A 16,230-nucleotide genomic window follows, 5' to 3' on the forward strand; every position below is an offset into this window, starting at 1 on the left:
ATGTATATAAGGATACTAAAAAGTATTATGAAAAAAGTAAAGGGGAAAAATAATGGCATTATTTGAAACAAGAAATTTGTCCAAGCGTTATGGCAGTAAATATGCTTTGGACAATGTTAATTTGCAGCTTGAAGCCGGACGTATTGTCGGACTTCTAGGGCCAAATGGCAGTGGCAAGACTACTCTTATAAAGCTTGCTAATGGGCTTCTTAAACCTTCAGAAGGCGATGTCCTTATAGATGGAGAAGAGCCTTCTCCAAGGACTAAAAGTATAGTTTCTTATCTTTCTGATAAGGATTTTCTTCCCGATTGGATGAAAGTAGAAGATATCATTAATTTCTATATCGATTTCTTCCAGGATTTTGATGCTCAAAGAGCTAGTGATATGCTTACAAGTCTCAATATAGATTCAAAGATGAAAATGGGGAAAATGTCTAAAGGTACCAAAGAAAAGGTAAGACTTATTCTTACTATGGCCAGAAGAGCAAAGATTTATTTTCTCGATGAGCCTATAGCTGGAGTTGACCCTGCAGCCAGAGACTATATTTTACGAACGATTATTTCTAATTATGATCCTAATGCACTTGTTATAATATCAACACATCTTATATCTGATGTTGAGAATGTACTTAATGAAGCAATATTCTTAAGAGAAGGTCATGTGATACTTCACCATAATGTTCAGGCCTTGGTACAGGAGAAAGGTAAGAGTCTAGACAGTTATTTCAGGGAGGTGTTCGCATGTTAGGAAAACTTATTAAATATGATCTAAAAGCAATCTTCAGGAATCTTTTGCCTTTGTGTATCGCATTTATAATTGTTGGAATTGTGGCAGGAATTTCATTTCCATATAATATAGAAGATGATAATGCAGTCGGATTCTTATTGTTATGGGGGATCATGGTCTTTGCTCTTGTTGTAATGACTATAGCTGTAAGTGTTATATCCTTGATAATTGTAGTGATGAGATTTTATAAGAATTTACTGGGCAATGAAGGATATCTTTCATTTACACTTCCTGTTAGTACAGGTTCTCTTCTTGCTTCTAAATGCATTTCAGGATACATTTCATTTTTATTTGCATTTGTTTCAGGAGTGATAACTTACGTATCATTTGCAGAAATTCTTGTATTAAAGACAGGTAGTCAGGAAGCTATTAACGATATCAATAATGTATTTATAGAATGGATACAGGATATTGTCACATCTCCTTTTCAGTATATAACCTTAGATATACTTGTAATGATAACCGGATCTTTTATTTTTTTAACAAGAATATATTTTTCTATTATTCTTGGAAATCTGTCCAGTAATCACAAGCTTATTGTGAGCTTTGGCTCATATATTGTCGTATCTGTACTGGAATCAATTATTAAGTATATAGTTAGCGAGGCTATGGAGAGTTCATATGATCTGTCAAATTTATCTTCCAGTTATGCAAGCACAGAAACATTTACTATAATCATTAATATTATATTTATAGTAGTTTATCTGTTTGGCACTTATTACTTTATGAATAATAAACTAAATCTGGAGTGATCAGATCATTAAGTATAAAACATATGTAACAGCTAAAGGGCAGATCCTTATGCAGGAGGGTCTGCTCTTTTATTGAATTTATAAAGCAATATAAGACTGTAATGCTTTATTAAGGTGGAAACTGTAGAAAAAAATTTAAATATTTAAAGTAAATTCGTTAAATATATCGAGTTATTATTATTTTCTTTCATGGTAAAATAAATTCTTGTTATTTGTATGATTTAGACGTTCATAGGTACAAGTATATAGCTTAATATATGAATGATCGGAAATAATAGGGGAGTTTATTAAAATATGATAAGAAAAAAATTCATAGCTGTGTCTGTGCTTGCTTCATTACTTCTTTGTGGGTGCGGCTCTGATGTCAATGATGTTTCAGCATATAGTAGTGAGGGGGATCTGGTACAGTCTTCACAAAGTGCATCTGAAGGAACATTGGAAGAAACAGAACCTGGTGAATCAGCAACGGACCTTCGAGGATTTACAGAATCCGGAACTGGACCACAGGCTGTGGCAGTTCTTGATGAGAGTATTGAGGCTTCAACCTCTTCTCCTACAACATCAGCTTCTACTTTTGATCCAAAAGATTATGTTCTTCCTGAATATACAAACATGGATCCTGAATATGGAACAAGAATCCTTATGTCAGAGGATGGATTTAAACATGCAGTATCTACCTACTGCAAGATGTTTCTGACTGATTATGCATCACAGGTTACAATTGATAACTACGACGATCCCGTTGGTGATAATATCAGTATTCATGCAGTGGTCAATGATACTACTATTTATGGAACTTCAGATAATCCTGCGACTATAGACGTTGATTTTGAAGTGTCCATAAAAACAGGAATGGGCAAAGTTACAAAACCTGACGGAACCTATGATGTTGATCTTAAAACCTTTTCAACATACGAAGATCTTGGAGTAACAGCTCAGTCTCAGAACACGCTTAATAAGAACACTGTCACAAGAGATGGTGACCTTTATAATATTTACAAGAAAAAGGTAGAAGAAAAGTCCTCCAACTATCTGTATGGAATGTATATTTTAGATTTTGATAATGATGGTGATAAAGAGGGATTTGCGCTTACTGTGGAGATTCCACAGGGTAATGATCCTACAGAATATCTTGCTACTTGTGAAAGCTTCAAAAATCCTCACCTTTGGCTTGTGACAGAAAAGGGAGCAACTTATATTGAGCCTTCTTCTGATTATGATATGACCATAGTATATGGTATATCATGCAGCGTATATGGAGATGGAACAAGCGTGGTTATGTTATCTGCAATGGAGTCTGATTATAACAGATACAGCTACATTATTGACTTTCATTCCGGTAAGCCTAAATTTATAGGAAAGCTTTTAAATGCCTACGTTGATTCAACAGGTTTTGTAAGTACCTGCGGGGCACTTAGTATTGGAGGAACCAATTTCAGCTTTCCGGAATCTTATGCTATTGATAACGGAGAACTTGTCCTTATCAAATCCTATCCGTACTGATTCATAAAATGATAATAACAAAAGATAATTATTTAAGAGTAACCATTATTTGAAAGTTGTTTGATGCCTGGCTTTCGGCTGGTATATAAGCGATTTTGCAAATGGTTGCTCTTTTTTCTTTATTAGTTTTTACGTGGGATCCTAAAATTATCAATTTATCGATGAATTAGTTCTTCCATGCGTAGTATTATTGTGCTTTAATAATATATGTATGTTTGATCTTATGAGGGGAAAATTGTGAAAACATTGAATGGGGGAATACTGCAGCGCTTAGTGCTTGCGCTTGTCAGTATGATTGTATTTATTTATTCATTTGAAGGAATCTGGGGAGAGAAAACGTCAGTCCCATACAAGCTTACAGCGGCTGCAGGTATAATCTGTATACTTTTTTGCGTATTTTATAAAGGTATGTACAGAAACATTGATACCTGTGTTATCACTGTTTTTATAGCAATTTCTTATATTTCTACTATATTTAATCTGGGTTTATCCGCAAACTTTCTAACTAACAGATTGTTTTATGCATGGATGATCTTTTTGGGTATATACTTCATTATTCAGATTGTACCTGATCCAATGAAGATATTTTCATATTACGCCATGGCTTCTACAGTAGGGCTTAGTATACTATGTCTATATATTCTGGCTCATGCAAGTCGATTCCTTTTATTAGAAAATCCATGGAAGGATATTTTTAAGGGGTGCATTGTTGGAGGAAGACTTTGTGGTATTTCTAATGCTAATAGAATGGGAGTTGCATGTGCCAGTCTTGTTATGATCTCAATTTTTGGATTTCTGTGTTCAAGAACAAAAAGCAGATGGCTATATATTATAGGAACTGTGATCGGATGGTTTTGTCTGGGACTTACCGGTTGCAGAACAGCAATGATAGGAGTTTCAATTATCGCTTTTCTTTATGTCTTTATGCTGATATATAAAAATCCCGGCTTTATAAAAACTGACAATATAGTTATAAGAGTGGTTGCTTATATAGCGGTTCTTGCGATAGTCTTTTTTGTAGTCTTAAGATCATTTGTTATTCCTATGTATGTGTACAAGTTTATGATGTCGATCGCTGCTTTCATTACAGGCTGTGACTATGCGGATGCAAAGATTGCTTCTCTTATAGTCAGAAAGATATCAGATGATGATGGTACCATGTCAGATAGAACTCTTATTTGGTCGGCATGCCTTGAACAATGTACTAAAAACTTAAGGCACTTTCTTCTTGGAATATCACCCTTTAGTAATGAAAATATACCAAATATATACGAAGGTAGGCATGACCTTAAAACGGTGCATGCTCATAATATGTATCTTGAAATTCTGAGAAGATATGGGTTGTTTGGCTTTATTACGTGGATGAGCCTTGTAATAGGCTGGTGCTTTATTGGGATAAAAATATTTTTTTCCAAAAAGGTAAGTATATTAGTTAAATACCTCTGCGCATGTGCGGCGGGTATTCTTATAATGGGGATCACCGAGGAGGTCCTCTTTTCCAATCATATGTGGTGTTATACGGGTATTCCTTTCTTTTTGATCTGTGGCCTATGTGTCAGAATAAGGAGAAAAGCATAAAATGAAGAGAAAAACTTATATTGCAGTATATAGTGCTATTGCTTTTGCAGTTATTATTGCTACTGTTTTTCAGGTGTATAGCACCGGTAAAGCAAGTGATAGCATGGATATTACGACGACATTAAAAGAAGAGACCTACGATAAGGATCTGGTTCAGACTATTGAAGGCACTGATACAGATATGCTTGTCCCTGAATTCTGGATAAGGGACAGAAAGGATGAGGTGCTCTTTACAAGTGCTGAGATTGAGAATTTTAATAATAACAATCCAGACTATGTTGAATATTATAGTGAGGAATCTTTAAGGAATTTAAAAATCTTTATGGATGATATGCCGGAGAGTATATCAGGCGAAGATGTAAGAGCGCTTATAGATTCAGAAGCGCAGGCTGTCATACCTGATGAAGTAACCCCGCAGTATGCGATATGCGTAGAAAGGTCTGTTGCCAAGTCTCTTCCAAGTGATGAATTTGTGTCTGATGATCCTGATGAAATATTTTTTAATGACCTTATAAGCGCAGAAGTTATGACATTTACAGGAGTTGTGGTCTTGTGTGAGAGTGCTGATGGCAATTGGGATTATATTATAAATGGCTCTTACTGCGGCTGGGTCAAAAAGGAAACACTTGCTATATGTAAAGACAAGGAAGAGTGGCTTAGAATCAGCAATCCTGATAATTTCCTGGTCGTTACAGGAAGTGAGATAGTAATGGATGAAACGGCAGTTCCGACAAGCTCATCCGGAATGATACTTCCTATGGGAACAAGGATCATACTCCTTGATGAAGGATCTGCTGATTCGGATGAGACGGTAAATGGAAGAAGTTTAATATGTGCTTATCATGTTGAGATACCTTATAGAGATGCAGATGGGAATGTGCAGCTTGAAGAGACTTTGGTTCCTGTATCCAAGGATGTTAATGTTGGATATCTGACTATGACATCTGAAAGCGTCATAACTCAGGCATTTAAGTTTTTGGGCCGCGTATATGGTTATGGAGGAACTCTTTCATCCAATGACTGTTCAGGCTTTATCCGTCAGGTATACAGCTGTTATGGCTTTAGACTTCCAAGAAATGCCAAAGCGATTGCTGAAAGATCAGATCTTGGCAGCATAGATTGCACTAATATGACTGTTGATAAGAAAAAGAGTATTCTGGCCAAAATGACTCCGGGACTTCTGTTATATATGGATGGCCATATAATGATGTATCTTGGAACAGAAGAGGGAATGCCCTATGTTATCAGCTCTTGTGCAACCTGCATTGAACCGGGGCATGAAAAAGAAGATATTGTAGATGCTTACTGCGTATTCGTATCTGGTCTTGATCTTGTAAGGGCAAGTGGCGATACATGGCTTGAAGACATAAGCTATATACTATGGAAAGAATATTAATGTATATATGAGCCATCCCTTGTGACTTGGTCGCAAAATCGCAAATAATGATATGTTCTTCGCATAAATTAATAAGAATTCGTCTGAGATTATTTTTACAATATATAAAATGATCAAGATAACCCATCACCTTTAGGTGGTGGGAATATCTTGATTTCGGGTGCGGGGTTATAAGCCCCGTACCCGTAGAACTGCGTCAGCAGTGATTTTATAACGATTCATTCTATTACGGAGGATTGCATGAATAATCTTAATCAGACAATTAATCCATATCTGCCTTCATGGGAGTATGTTCCTGATGGCGAGCCTTATGTTTTTGGTGACCGAGTTTATGTATATGGTTCTCATGATAAGTTTGGAGGGGACGTATACTGCATGCTGGACTATGTGTGCTACTCAGCTCCTGTAAATGATCTTGGTTCATGGCGCTATGAAGGAGTTATCTATCGTAAAGACCAGGATCCTGCTAATGCTGATCTGCAGGGTAATCTTTATGCTCCGGCAGTAACAGTTGGCCCTGACGGAAGATATTATCTTTACTATGTCCTTAGTTCATGGGGAGTCGTTTCTGTTGCAGTATGCGATGAGCCTTCCGGCAAATATGAATTCCTTGGATATGTACATTATAAGGATGGAACATATCTTGGACAAAAAGAGGGTGATGAACCCCAGTTCGATCCGGCTGTTCTTACAGAAGGCGACAGAACATATCTTTATACAGGATTTTGCGCAGTAGGTGATAAGTCAAGACACGGGGCAATGGGAACAGTACTTGGCCCTGATATGCTGACTATTGTTGAGGGGCCTGTATTTGTAGCACCGGGAGAGCCTTATAGTCACGATACATCTTTTGACGGACATGCATTCTTTGAAGGCCCTTCTATTCGCAAGAAAGATGGCAAGTACTTCTTTATATATTCAACACAGCTCTACCATGAACTTGGCTATGCAGTTAGCGATGATCCTCTTTCAGGCTTTGAATATAAAGGTGTTCTTATAAGTAATGGTGATCTTAACATAGATAGCTACAAGCCCGCAGATAAGCCTATGTTCTACTGTGCCAATAATCATGGAAGTATGGTCAAGATAGAAAACGACTGGTTTATTTTCTATCATCGTCATACAAATGGTACTAATTTTAGCAGGCAGGAATGTTTTGAAAAGCTTATTGAGAAAAAAGACGGAACCTTTATGCAGGCTAAAATGACTTCTTGCTGCGGACTTGAGCCACTTGTAAGTAAAGGTACGTATCCAACATATATCGCATGTAATCTCTTTACAGATACAGACTGCACATATATCCCCTGGTCAGGCTGGATGGATGACAGATTCCCTAAGATAACTCAGGACGGCGGCGACAAGGATGGAGGAGCAAGGATTGTAGAAAGCGATATTTCAGGCAAAGATATTGAAGAGAACAGAGCTTTAGATGATCATGCAGAAGACCTGTCTGATAATCTTCAGATAATAAATACTAAGGATACAAGGAATGAGGCTAATTACGGCTACATAGCCAATATGCGTGATAGTGCTACAGCAGGCTTTAAGTATTTTGACTGCAAGGGTGTAAAGAAGATGTCTGTATGTACTAAAGGCTATGCAACAGGTGAGCTTGAATTGCGCCTTAAGTGGGATGATAAGGCTATCGGCTCATTTCCTATTGGTTATGCCAATGTATGGCATGAAACCAAGGCTGATATTGAAATTCCTGATGGAGTTCACGATCTGTTCTTTACTTTTAAAGGAACCGGGTATTTACAGTTTGCTGCATTTTCTTTTATCTGATAATGAAAATGATTGGCTGCTTGCTGATATGGCAAGCAGCTTTTGTTTGCGCAAAATGGACGCACTCTAATGAAAAAATGTCATTTGTCTCATAAAACTGTCGTTTCGTCGGATAAGTAAGCATAAAAATATAAAATGAAGTATAATCTTAAATGTTGTTTGTAATAATGTAACAGGAAAACCCATTATCTTTAGATGATATGGGAGATTATATGATAGTTATAAATCTGATCATAGAAATCATTTTGTGATTATTAATAAGGACTTTATGAGGTAAGTATAAAGTGGAAACTGATGTAATAAATAATGTAATTGTTTTTGTGTTTTTACTTTTAGGATCTGTAACAGTATTAGTAACGATCTTTCAGATAATAATGGGCGTTAGATGTAAGGAAAAAGTAGAAGCTATTCTTGTAGAGATAGAAGAAAGAAAACACGAAACCGGGTCTAGAAATACAATTGTTCCTCATGAATCGAGGTATTCAAAATATAGCTATTATTCTTATAAACCAAAGAAAGAATATATAACGAAAAAAATATATAGCTATACGTATATTCCAACATATAAGTATGAATACAATAATAGTATCTACACGCGTACACCCTTGAATAATCTGGATTTTTTCGAAAACAAAGCTTTCGAAAAGAAAAAATATATGATAGGTCAAAAATATCATATATACATAAATCCCAAAAATCCTTATATGTGTTTAACGAAGAGGTTTTCTCTGGTAAATATGCTGCAGTGTGCAGGAGGTTTGGCAGCGATAGCATTATTGATTTTTGTGATAGTACATAAATGAGAGAATTATTTATAAGAAGGCAAGAAAACCCACTGCCTTTAGGCGGCGGTTTTTATAGGGAGAAATTTAAATGACTTACAGATTGATTGCGCTTGGATTTATGGCCGTATTTTATGGAATATATTTTGGGAAAATGATCTTACAGAAGAGAAGCGGAATAGTTACTGATCAGATGGCAAAGGGCAGGGTACACGATAAAGCTTTTGCTATTGAAGCTTTACTTAAAGTAGCTACCTTTCTTGCTCCGGCTGCAGAAGTGATCTCCATAGTTCTTGGAACTTCGCAGCTTATGATCATGTGGCGAGTAATTGGAATGTATTTTGCTTTTATTGGCGATATCGTGTTTTTTATGTCAGTATATGCCATGAAGGATAGCTGGAGAGCAGGCATTGCTCCTTTAGATATGAATAAGAGAAGCCTTGTAACAAGAGGCATTTATAACTATTCAAGAAATCCGGCCTTTCTTGGTTTTGACCTTCTTTATATTGGCATAATGCTTATGTTCTTCAATCCGGTTTTATGCCTGATATCAGTCTTTGCTATTGTTATGCTGCATCTTCAGATCTTGCAGGAGGAGAAATTTCTCCCTACAGTATTTGGCTATGATTATACTAAATACAAGGAAAGAACAAGTCGTTATGCGGGACTTGGTAAAATAAGTTTTGATAAGACTATTTTATATATTTATTTTATACTTTTTATATGGTCAGTATTATACTTTTTTACCTGTCTTGCTTATGGCGGTGGACTCAGTCTTTCATGGGTATGGCTGTGGATATTGATAGGAGCTTTTTCGCTGATAAGAGTAGTGATGCTTAAATCAAGAATTGATGGAAAAGAGAAGATTAGGATACCGTCAGTTGTGAGGTGGATATACAGGGTCGCATTTCTTGTTGTTCTCCTTATTTTTATCATAATTGAGAGTAAAGTAATAGGTGCTATGACAGCTGAACCTAGGGAGGATCTTGAATATGTCGTACTTCTGGGAGCAGGTATGCATGGGACAGAGCCATCTAATCCTTATAAAGCAAGGATCAAAAAAGCTGCGGAATATCTTGAAGAAAATGAAAATACAATACTTATTGCATCCGGAGGCCAAGGCTCTGATGAAGCCATAAGTGAAGCTGAGTGTGCAAAAAGAGTACTGGTTGAACAGTATGGTATAGATGAAGACAGGATCATCCTTGAAGATAAGTCAACGGATACTGAGGAGAATCTTAAGAACAGTCTTGAGATCATAGAAGATCCCGGTTCATCTGTGGGCGTCATAACTAATGGCTTTCATGAATGCAGGGCAATGTCTATCGCCAAAAGTGTAGGGTATGAGAATGTATATTCTGTTCCTGCACAGACTCTTTTTCCTGTTGGTATCCATTACACAGTCAGGGAATTCTTTGGAATGGTAGAGTTTTACTTAAAGTATGGTGTGAACTACTAAAAGAAAAAATTTGTGTATATGTGGTAAAATCGTAATAGTGAATTAAATATTTACAACCAGTAAATGGAGGAAATAAAAATGGGACTTATTATTGGACTTATACTTGGAGCACTTGAAGGCTATATTGCCAGCAGACTTATGAATGAAAAGTCAGGTACTATCAAGAACATAATTCTTGGTATCGCCGGCGGATTTGTAGGCGGATGGGTATTCAGACTCGTGGGTTTTGCACCTACTAATCTCTTTGGAAGTCTTTTGGTTTCAGTTATAGGCGCCTGCATATGTATATGGATTGGAAGAAAACTATTCAGATAATATGACGTAAGGGTCAAAAGTCATTTCGATTCGAGCATGCTCTAAATCGAATATGAATTTGCTCGGGTTTGAAATTTGATTTAAAAAAAATATCGTGGAGGTTAAGGATGAGTTTTTATGTTTTTGCAGATGGGACAGCCAATTTGCCAAAACAGCTGTTGGATGGTATAAATCTTTTGCCATGCAGTTATCTTGTAAATGATAATTCTGTTACTTATACAGGTGATATAGATGATTTTGATGGGCATGAATATTATGAGGGTCTTAAAAATGGTAACAAGATAAAGACCAGCCTTCTTAATACTGCACTTTTTTTAGAGCATTTTACTAAGATTGCAATCGAGGGTGGCAGCATTATATATATAGCTATGAGCTCAGGTATAAGCGGAACTTATAATGCAGCTGTTGCAGCAGCCAATGAGCTGATGGAAGAATATCCTGACTGTTTTATTCACATTGTAGATTCGCATGGCTGTGGTTTTGGTAATGGTATTCTGGCTCTTAAGGCTGCAAAACTCAGTAAAGAAGGTGTTGACTGCAGGGAAGCTGCCAAGATACTTGATGCAGATGTACCTCATGCGTGTCAGTACTTTACAGTGGATGATCTTAACTTCCTTAAGAATACAGGCCGTGTAAGCGGTGTAACAGCTCAGATAGGAACTATACTTAATATAAAGCCAATTCTTTTTGGAGACAGCACAGGCCATATAATCTCCTGTGGTAAGGTCAGAGGCAGGAAGAATGCAATTAAGGCAATCCTTAATAAGTATTCTGAAAAGAGAATGGAAGATGGTGATCAGACTGTGTGCATATCACATGGAGACTGTCTTGAAGATGCCAACTTGCTTGCAGATATGATAAGAGAAGTAAATCCTAAGGCAGATATTACTATATGTCAGCATGAGCCATTTTCAGGGGCACATGTTGGACCTGGTATGCTTGGATTATTCTTCTGGGGCAATGAAAGATAAAGTATAAGAAGTAAACTATTTGGAAGTTTAATTATCAGTTTTATCATTTGATTCTTTCAGGATTAAAAGTGCCTTGGCTTTTGCATTAAGCAAAAACCAAGGCGCTTTATTATGATGTAAACAGAACCCATCATCTTTAGATGGGTAGTCCACTTATCTTGTTGTTATTGCTTTCTTGTAGCTATAGCCTCTGTCGGATTTTACTATTGATTTTGAAATTTCAAAATAAACTACAGTTTCCGGCAGCAGGGTCTGTTCAAGTGAGATGTTACCATCTTTTTCTGCAAGTCTGTCTGATGCTACAAGAGGGAAGGCTGCTGACTTAATGAGTCTTGTCTGCTCACTGTTTGGAGTAGCGGGTTCGCCAATGTCATGCCAGAGCTTTAATGGGTTAGTAGTTTTAGGGCTAACTGTCTTCATGATGAGAGTATATTCGTTTGCGGGATTCTCGCTCTCTACGCCGTCTTCACTATTGGCAACATCATTACTTTTTACTACATCTTTATTCTCTACTATATCTTCAAGGCCAAGCTTAATTAAAAGGTCATCATTTGAGCTTTCATTCCAGAGAATTCCTGCATAGCCTTTATCTGTTTTCTCAATTACAGCATTATCATTTTTGAACACGCATGTTCCATTGAGCTCTTTAAGATCTTTAAAGAACTTGAAGGTCCAGAAGGTAGGTTTTGGAATGCTTCTTGCTGCAACAAGTCCAAATCCACCATGGAAGATGGAAAATGGAACACCTGTCTCTTCGAACACATCTCCGAAAGTCCAATAAGAATAAGACTCATTCATATCGCCAAGGCGAGAAAGCTGACGGGCCATAAGCGCCGCGTTTAAGTTGGTATCATGTATTACCCCCTTTGGAGTATAAGAGGAGCTGAACTCAGTTATGTGAATGGGAAGATCCTTGTATTCATCATAAGAATCTATGATATCGCGTGTTGACTGAAGGTTCTTAAATCCGTCTTCTTCGTCCATAAGAACTGAATAATCGTAGTGACCATCAGCTTCAGGAAGTTCTATTGTATAGTGATGCCTTGTTATAAAGTCCGGCTTTAAGCCTTCTTCTTTGCAAAAATCAAGGAAGCCCTTAATCCATTCTGCGTCTTTAACTCCGCAGATGGCAGGTCCGCCAACTTTGAAACCTTGATTGAAGTTTTTGATGGCTGTAAAGGTCTCTTTGAAGAGCTTGCAATATTCCTTCATATCAGCATGTTCCCAAAATCCAGGAAGATTCGGCTCATTCCAGACTTCAATAGGCCATGTAAGAACGTCGCTTTCACCGTATCGGTCTATAAGGTGAGACAGAAGTGCTACTACAAGATCGCACCATCTTTCATAGGATTTTGGAGGAGTAGTATTGCCCTTCCAGTAGAAGACAGTCTGAGTGCCGCTTGCAAGATCTTTAGGCATAAAACCAAGTTCAAGAAATGGACGTATGTTAAGCTTTAAATACTCATCGACTATCCTGTCAAGATAAGTGTAGTTGTATTCAACTTTAGTAATTCCATTTTCTTCATACTCATGGTATATAGCTGTGTCATCTGTAAAAATACCATGACCGCGGATGTGCTTAAAACCTATCTCTTTTTGTACAAAAGCAAGTTCATCAAGGTATTCCTTTGTAAGAGCAAGACCAAAACGGCCTGTTCCTACGCAGAAGTCAACATTGTTATGAAAAAAAGCACTATCAGACTTTTTGACCATAATTGTTTGCATAATAGTTTTGCTATCTGACATAAGATCCCCCTTAAATAGCTTATCAGCTGATAAATCACTCATTACCTAAAGGTAATGTTTTTGGCAGTGTTGTTATAAAATCAATGTACCCTAGTAGGATTCTTATTTACTAGCGAATTATTGCTAATTACTTATCAGATTTCATACGTCAATTAAATAATTCTAAAAATTTAAGTAAATCATGTTTCAGATTTTTAATTTGGAGTATACTATTAAAGATGCTCTGATTAATTTTGATGATTAAATATAAATTAATAAATTTTGTTGTTTAAATGTGGTGTAGTAATGCGGCAGTTTTGATCGCATGAGACTTGACCATAGTGATAGCTGATTATTTGGAGGAATTATGGATCAGAATATAAAGAAAGGCCTTATTCTTGAAGGCGGCGCCATGCGAGGCCTTTTTACCGCTGGTGTTATAGATGTAATGATGAAAGAAGGAATTGATTTTGACGGAGCAGTAGGAGTTTCTGCAGGGGCTGCTTTTGGCTGCAACATTAAGTCAAGACAGATCGGAAGAGTTATAAGATATTCAACTAAGTACTGCAAGGACTGGAGATTTTCAAGCTGGAAGTCTTTGTTTAAAACAGGAGATCTCTACGGAGCTGAGTTTTGCTATAAAACAATTCCTTACGAACTTGATCCCATGGACTTTGAGACCTTTGATAAGAATCCCATGGAGTTCTATGGCGTATGTACTAACGTAGAAACAGGTAAGCCCTATTATCACAGATTTTCTAACGGAATGGGCAAGGATATGCAGTATTTCATAGCATCAGCTTCAATGCCTATCGTGTCAAGGACTGTAGAAGTAGATGGCCATAAACTTCTTGACGGAGGAGTTGCAGATTCTATACCGATAAAGTTCTGGGAGCATAAGGGCTATAACAGGAATGTCGTTGTCCTGACCCAGCCCCTTGAATATGAAAAAAAGCCTAATAAAATGCTTCCACTTATTAAGCTTAAATACAAAGATTATCCTGATTTCGTTGAAGCTGTAAGAGTAAGACACATTCACTATAATAAAACGACAGAATATATCAGACACAAAGAGCTTAAAGGTGAGCTTTTTGTAATAAGACCTCCAAGACCTCTTGAGATTGGAGGAATGGAGCATAATCCGGATGAGCTTAGACGGGTATATGAAATAGGTATACATACCATGGAAGAAAATGTCGAAGCTTTGAAAAAGTATCTTAAAGGATGAACCAAGATATTCTTTTTCAGACGATGTTTTGATATAAAAAATATTTATATAAAAAGTATTTATATAAAAAATAATTTGCTAAAAGCGATATTTCGCGAGTATGCGCTCTGATTCGACAAGGAATATGTCTGATATAGTAGATTTTAGTTCAGTGCGCAATACTCGCGAGCAAGTTTTATATTATAGATTGTTGCAGATGGTCAGGATTTCATTTGCAGCGTCAAATTTACTCATAAGAGGGAGGTGCTTTGCGCCTTCCTTTGTTATTACTGTAATTACATTTGTGTCTACGCCAAAGCCTGCGCCTTCTACTTTGACATTATTAGCACAGATCAGATCGAGATTCTTTCTGTCAAGTTTGTCCTTGGCATGAGCTTCAAGATCTTCTGTCTCCATGGCAAAGCCGCAGAGAATCTGGCCTTTCTTTTTATTTTTTCCTATAAAAGAGAGAGTATCTTCGGTTCTCTCAAGTGTCAAAGTCATTTCGTTTTCAGATTTATCCTCTTTGCGAATCTTGTTATCCGCAATAGATGAGGGTCTAAAGTCAGCTACGGCAGCAGTTGCGATGACGATATCTGCGTTTTCTGCTCTTTTTGTTGCCTTTTCAAACAGCTCTTTGGCACTTGTTATAGGGACAAGCTCTATATGAGATGGGGACTGTATGGATACAGGACCTGATACAAGTGTTACATCGGCTCCTCTTAGCATGGCTGCTTTGGCAATGGCATAGCCCATTTTGCCTGTAGAGTAGTTGGTAATAAAGCGAACAGGATCAAGAGCTTCTCTTGTGGGGCCTGCAGTTATAAGGATTTTTTTGCCTGTCAGGTCCTTGTCAAAAGCTATATTATAAAGGATCTCTTCAAGGATCAGATCTTCCTTAGGGAATCGTCCCTTGCCGCTATCACCACATGCAAGGTATCCTGATTCAGGTGTCATGATAGTAAAGCCGTGCTTTTTGAGATGTTCAAGATTCTCCTGTGTTATACTATTTTCATACATTCGTGTGTTCATTGCAGGTACGATAAGTTTTGGACATGTGGCTGCAAGAACAGTTGTGGTAAGCATATCATCAGCAATGCCATGAGAACACTTGGCTATGATATCAGCGCTTGCTGGAGCTATGGCTATGATATCGGCTTTCTTGGCAAGAGAGACATGCTCTACTGAGAATTCAAAGTTTCGGTCAAATGTGTCAGTCAGGCACTTATTGCCGGTAAGTGTTTCAAATGTGATAGGATTAATGAAATTGATGGCGTTTTGAGTCATAATAACATGGACATCTGCGCCTTCTTTTTTTAACATGCTTGCAAGGTTTGCAGCTTTGTAAGCGGCGATACTGCCTGTAACGCCAAGTACGATCGTTTTGTTTTTGAGCATAACTTTCTCCTATTTGGTATCGTCCACATAATTCGCCGGTGTCAGGGATGACACCGCTTAACGAAATGTTATGACAGGAAGTCATTGTAATTCTCAGGTGTCAGGGATGACACCGTATTGAGAATTGTGGTACAATCCTATATTGTGATGTAGGTGTCAAAAGTACCTTTTGACACCTTATGACGGTCGGATTGTTCCGTTTCTACGAAACTCCCACAATCCTCAAACATTCACAAATCCGCACTACGTGCTACTTTGCTCATGTTTGGCGGGTCACAAATTCATATTCGATTTCGAGCAAGCTCGAATCGAAATGACTTTTGACCCTTACGTCATCATATAAAAATAGTATATATGAAAGAAAGTATATATGAAAGAAAGTAACCGTAAATTCCCAAGGAATTTACGGTTACATTTTTGGTCGGCTATAAAATTCTTAATAACTACAAATCACAGCCCTTATCAGTCACACAAAGCTACAACACCAAGGATATTTCTAACACAGAACTGAACATCACCAAGTGTGATCTTTCCTTCATTAACACCGCTTATAATATCGTCAACATTGCCTT

13 protein-coding genes are annotated in these 16,230 nt (G+C 37.2%); 11 read left to right on the plus strand and 2 right to left on the minus strand.

Annotation, left to right across the window (positions count from 1 at the left end; translation table 11 throughout):
• Nucleotides 1-49: 49 nt before the first annotated feature.
• From K6G87_RS05500 to K6G87_RS05545, 10 genes are all read left to right on the plus strand, one after another.
• Complete coding sequence (locus K6G87_RS05500) at nt 50-748, plus strand: ABC transporter ATP-binding protein (protein WP_334304853.1); 699 nt, start codon at nt 50-52, stop codon at nt 746-748.
• Nucleotides 742-1,539 carry a hypothetical protein gene (locus tag K6G87_RS05505; protein WP_296834791.1) on the plus strand — a complete coding sequence of 266 codons (798 nt, stop codon included), beginning with the start codon at nt 742-744 and terminating at the stop codon, nt 1,537-1,539. The genes K6G87_RS05500 and K6G87_RS05505 overlap by 7 nt, the downstream gene beginning before the upstream one ends.
• Nucleotides 1,540-1,833: 294 nt before the next feature.
• Nucleotides 1,834-3,042: a hypothetical protein gene (locus K6G87_RS05510; protein ID WP_296834792.1), complete on the plus strand. Its 1,209-nt coding sequence runs from the start codon at nt 1,834-1,836 to the stop codon at nt 3,040-3,042.
• A 237-nt stretch (nt 3,043-3,279) separates the two neighbouring features.
• On the plus strand, nt 3,280-4,620 hold the full coding sequence (locus K6G87_RS05515) for an O-antigen ligase family protein (RefSeq protein ID WP_296834793.1): 1,341 nt from the start codon (nt 3,280-3,282) through the stop codon (nt 4,618-4,620).
• A gap of 1 nt (nt 4,621) precedes the next feature.
• Nucleotides 4,622-6,016, plus strand: coding sequence for an NlpC/P60 family protein (locus K6G87_RS05520; RefSeq protein ID WP_296834795.1), 1,395 nt, complete (start codon nt 4,622-4,624; stop codon nt 6,014-6,016).
• Nucleotides 6,017-6,256: 240 nt separating this feature from the next.
• The gene (locus K6G87_RS05525) at nt 6,257-7,801 is read left to right on the plus strand and encodes a family 43 glycosylhydrolase (RefSeq protein ID WP_330669760.1); all 1,545 of its coding nucleotides are present in this window, start codon (nt 6,257-6,259) and stop codon (nt 7,799-7,801) included.
• 284 nt (nt 7,802-8,085) lie between these two features.
• On the plus strand, nt 8,086-8,604 hold the full coding sequence (locus K6G87_RS05530; RefSeq protein WP_296834797.1) for a hypothetical protein: 519 nt from the start codon (nt 8,086-8,088) through the stop codon (nt 8,602-8,604).
• A 70-nt stretch (nt 8,605-8,674) separates the two neighbouring features.
• Nucleotides 8,675-10,042, plus strand: coding sequence for an ElyC/SanA/YdcF family protein (locus K6G87_RS05535; protein ID WP_296834799.1), 1,368 nt, complete (start codon nt 8,675-8,677; stop codon nt 10,040-10,042).
• Between the two features lie 78 nt (nt 10,043-10,120).
• Nucleotides 10,121-10,357, plus strand: coding sequence for a GlsB/YeaQ/YmgE family stress response membrane protein (locus K6G87_RS05540; RefSeq protein WP_296834801.1), 237 nt, complete (start codon nt 10,121-10,123; stop codon nt 10,355-10,357).
• Between the two features lie 107 nt (nt 10,358-10,464).
• Nucleotides 10,465-11,328, plus strand: a complete 864-nt coding sequence (locus K6G87_RS05545; RefSeq protein ID WP_296834802.1) for a DegV family protein — start codon at nt 10,465-10,467, stop codon at nt 11,326-11,328.
• Nucleotides 11,329-11,481: 153 nt separating this feature from the next.
• Here K6G87_RS05545 and K6G87_RS05550 read toward each other — a convergent pair whose 3' ends face one another.
• Nucleotides 11,482-13,074, minus strand: coding sequence for a GH39 family glycosyl hydrolase (locus K6G87_RS05550; protein WP_296834804.1), 1,593 nt, complete (start codon nt 13,072-13,074; stop codon nt 11,482-11,484).
• Between the two features lie 346 nt (nt 13,075-13,420).
• Here K6G87_RS05550 and K6G87_RS05555 point away from each other — a divergent pair, with 346 nt between their 5' ends.
• Complete coding sequence (locus K6G87_RS05555) at nt 13,421-14,281, plus strand: patatin-like phospholipase family protein (protein WP_296834806.1); 861 nt, start codon at nt 13,421-13,423, stop codon at nt 14,279-14,281.
• Between the two features lie 180 nt (nt 14,282-14,461).
• Here the strand turns inward: K6G87_RS05555 and coaBC are convergent, their stop codons facing one another.
• Nucleotides 14,462-15,658, minus strand: coding sequence for a bifunctional phosphopantothenoylcysteine decarboxylase/phosphopantothenate--cysteine ligase CoaBC (coaBC, locus tag K6G87_RS05560; RefSeq protein WP_296834808.1), 1,197 nt, complete (start codon nt 15,656-15,658; stop codon nt 14,462-14,464).
• Between the last annotated feature and the right edge of the window lie 572 nt (nt 15,659-16,230).

The organism is Butyrivibrio sp. (genome assembly GCF_024699075.1).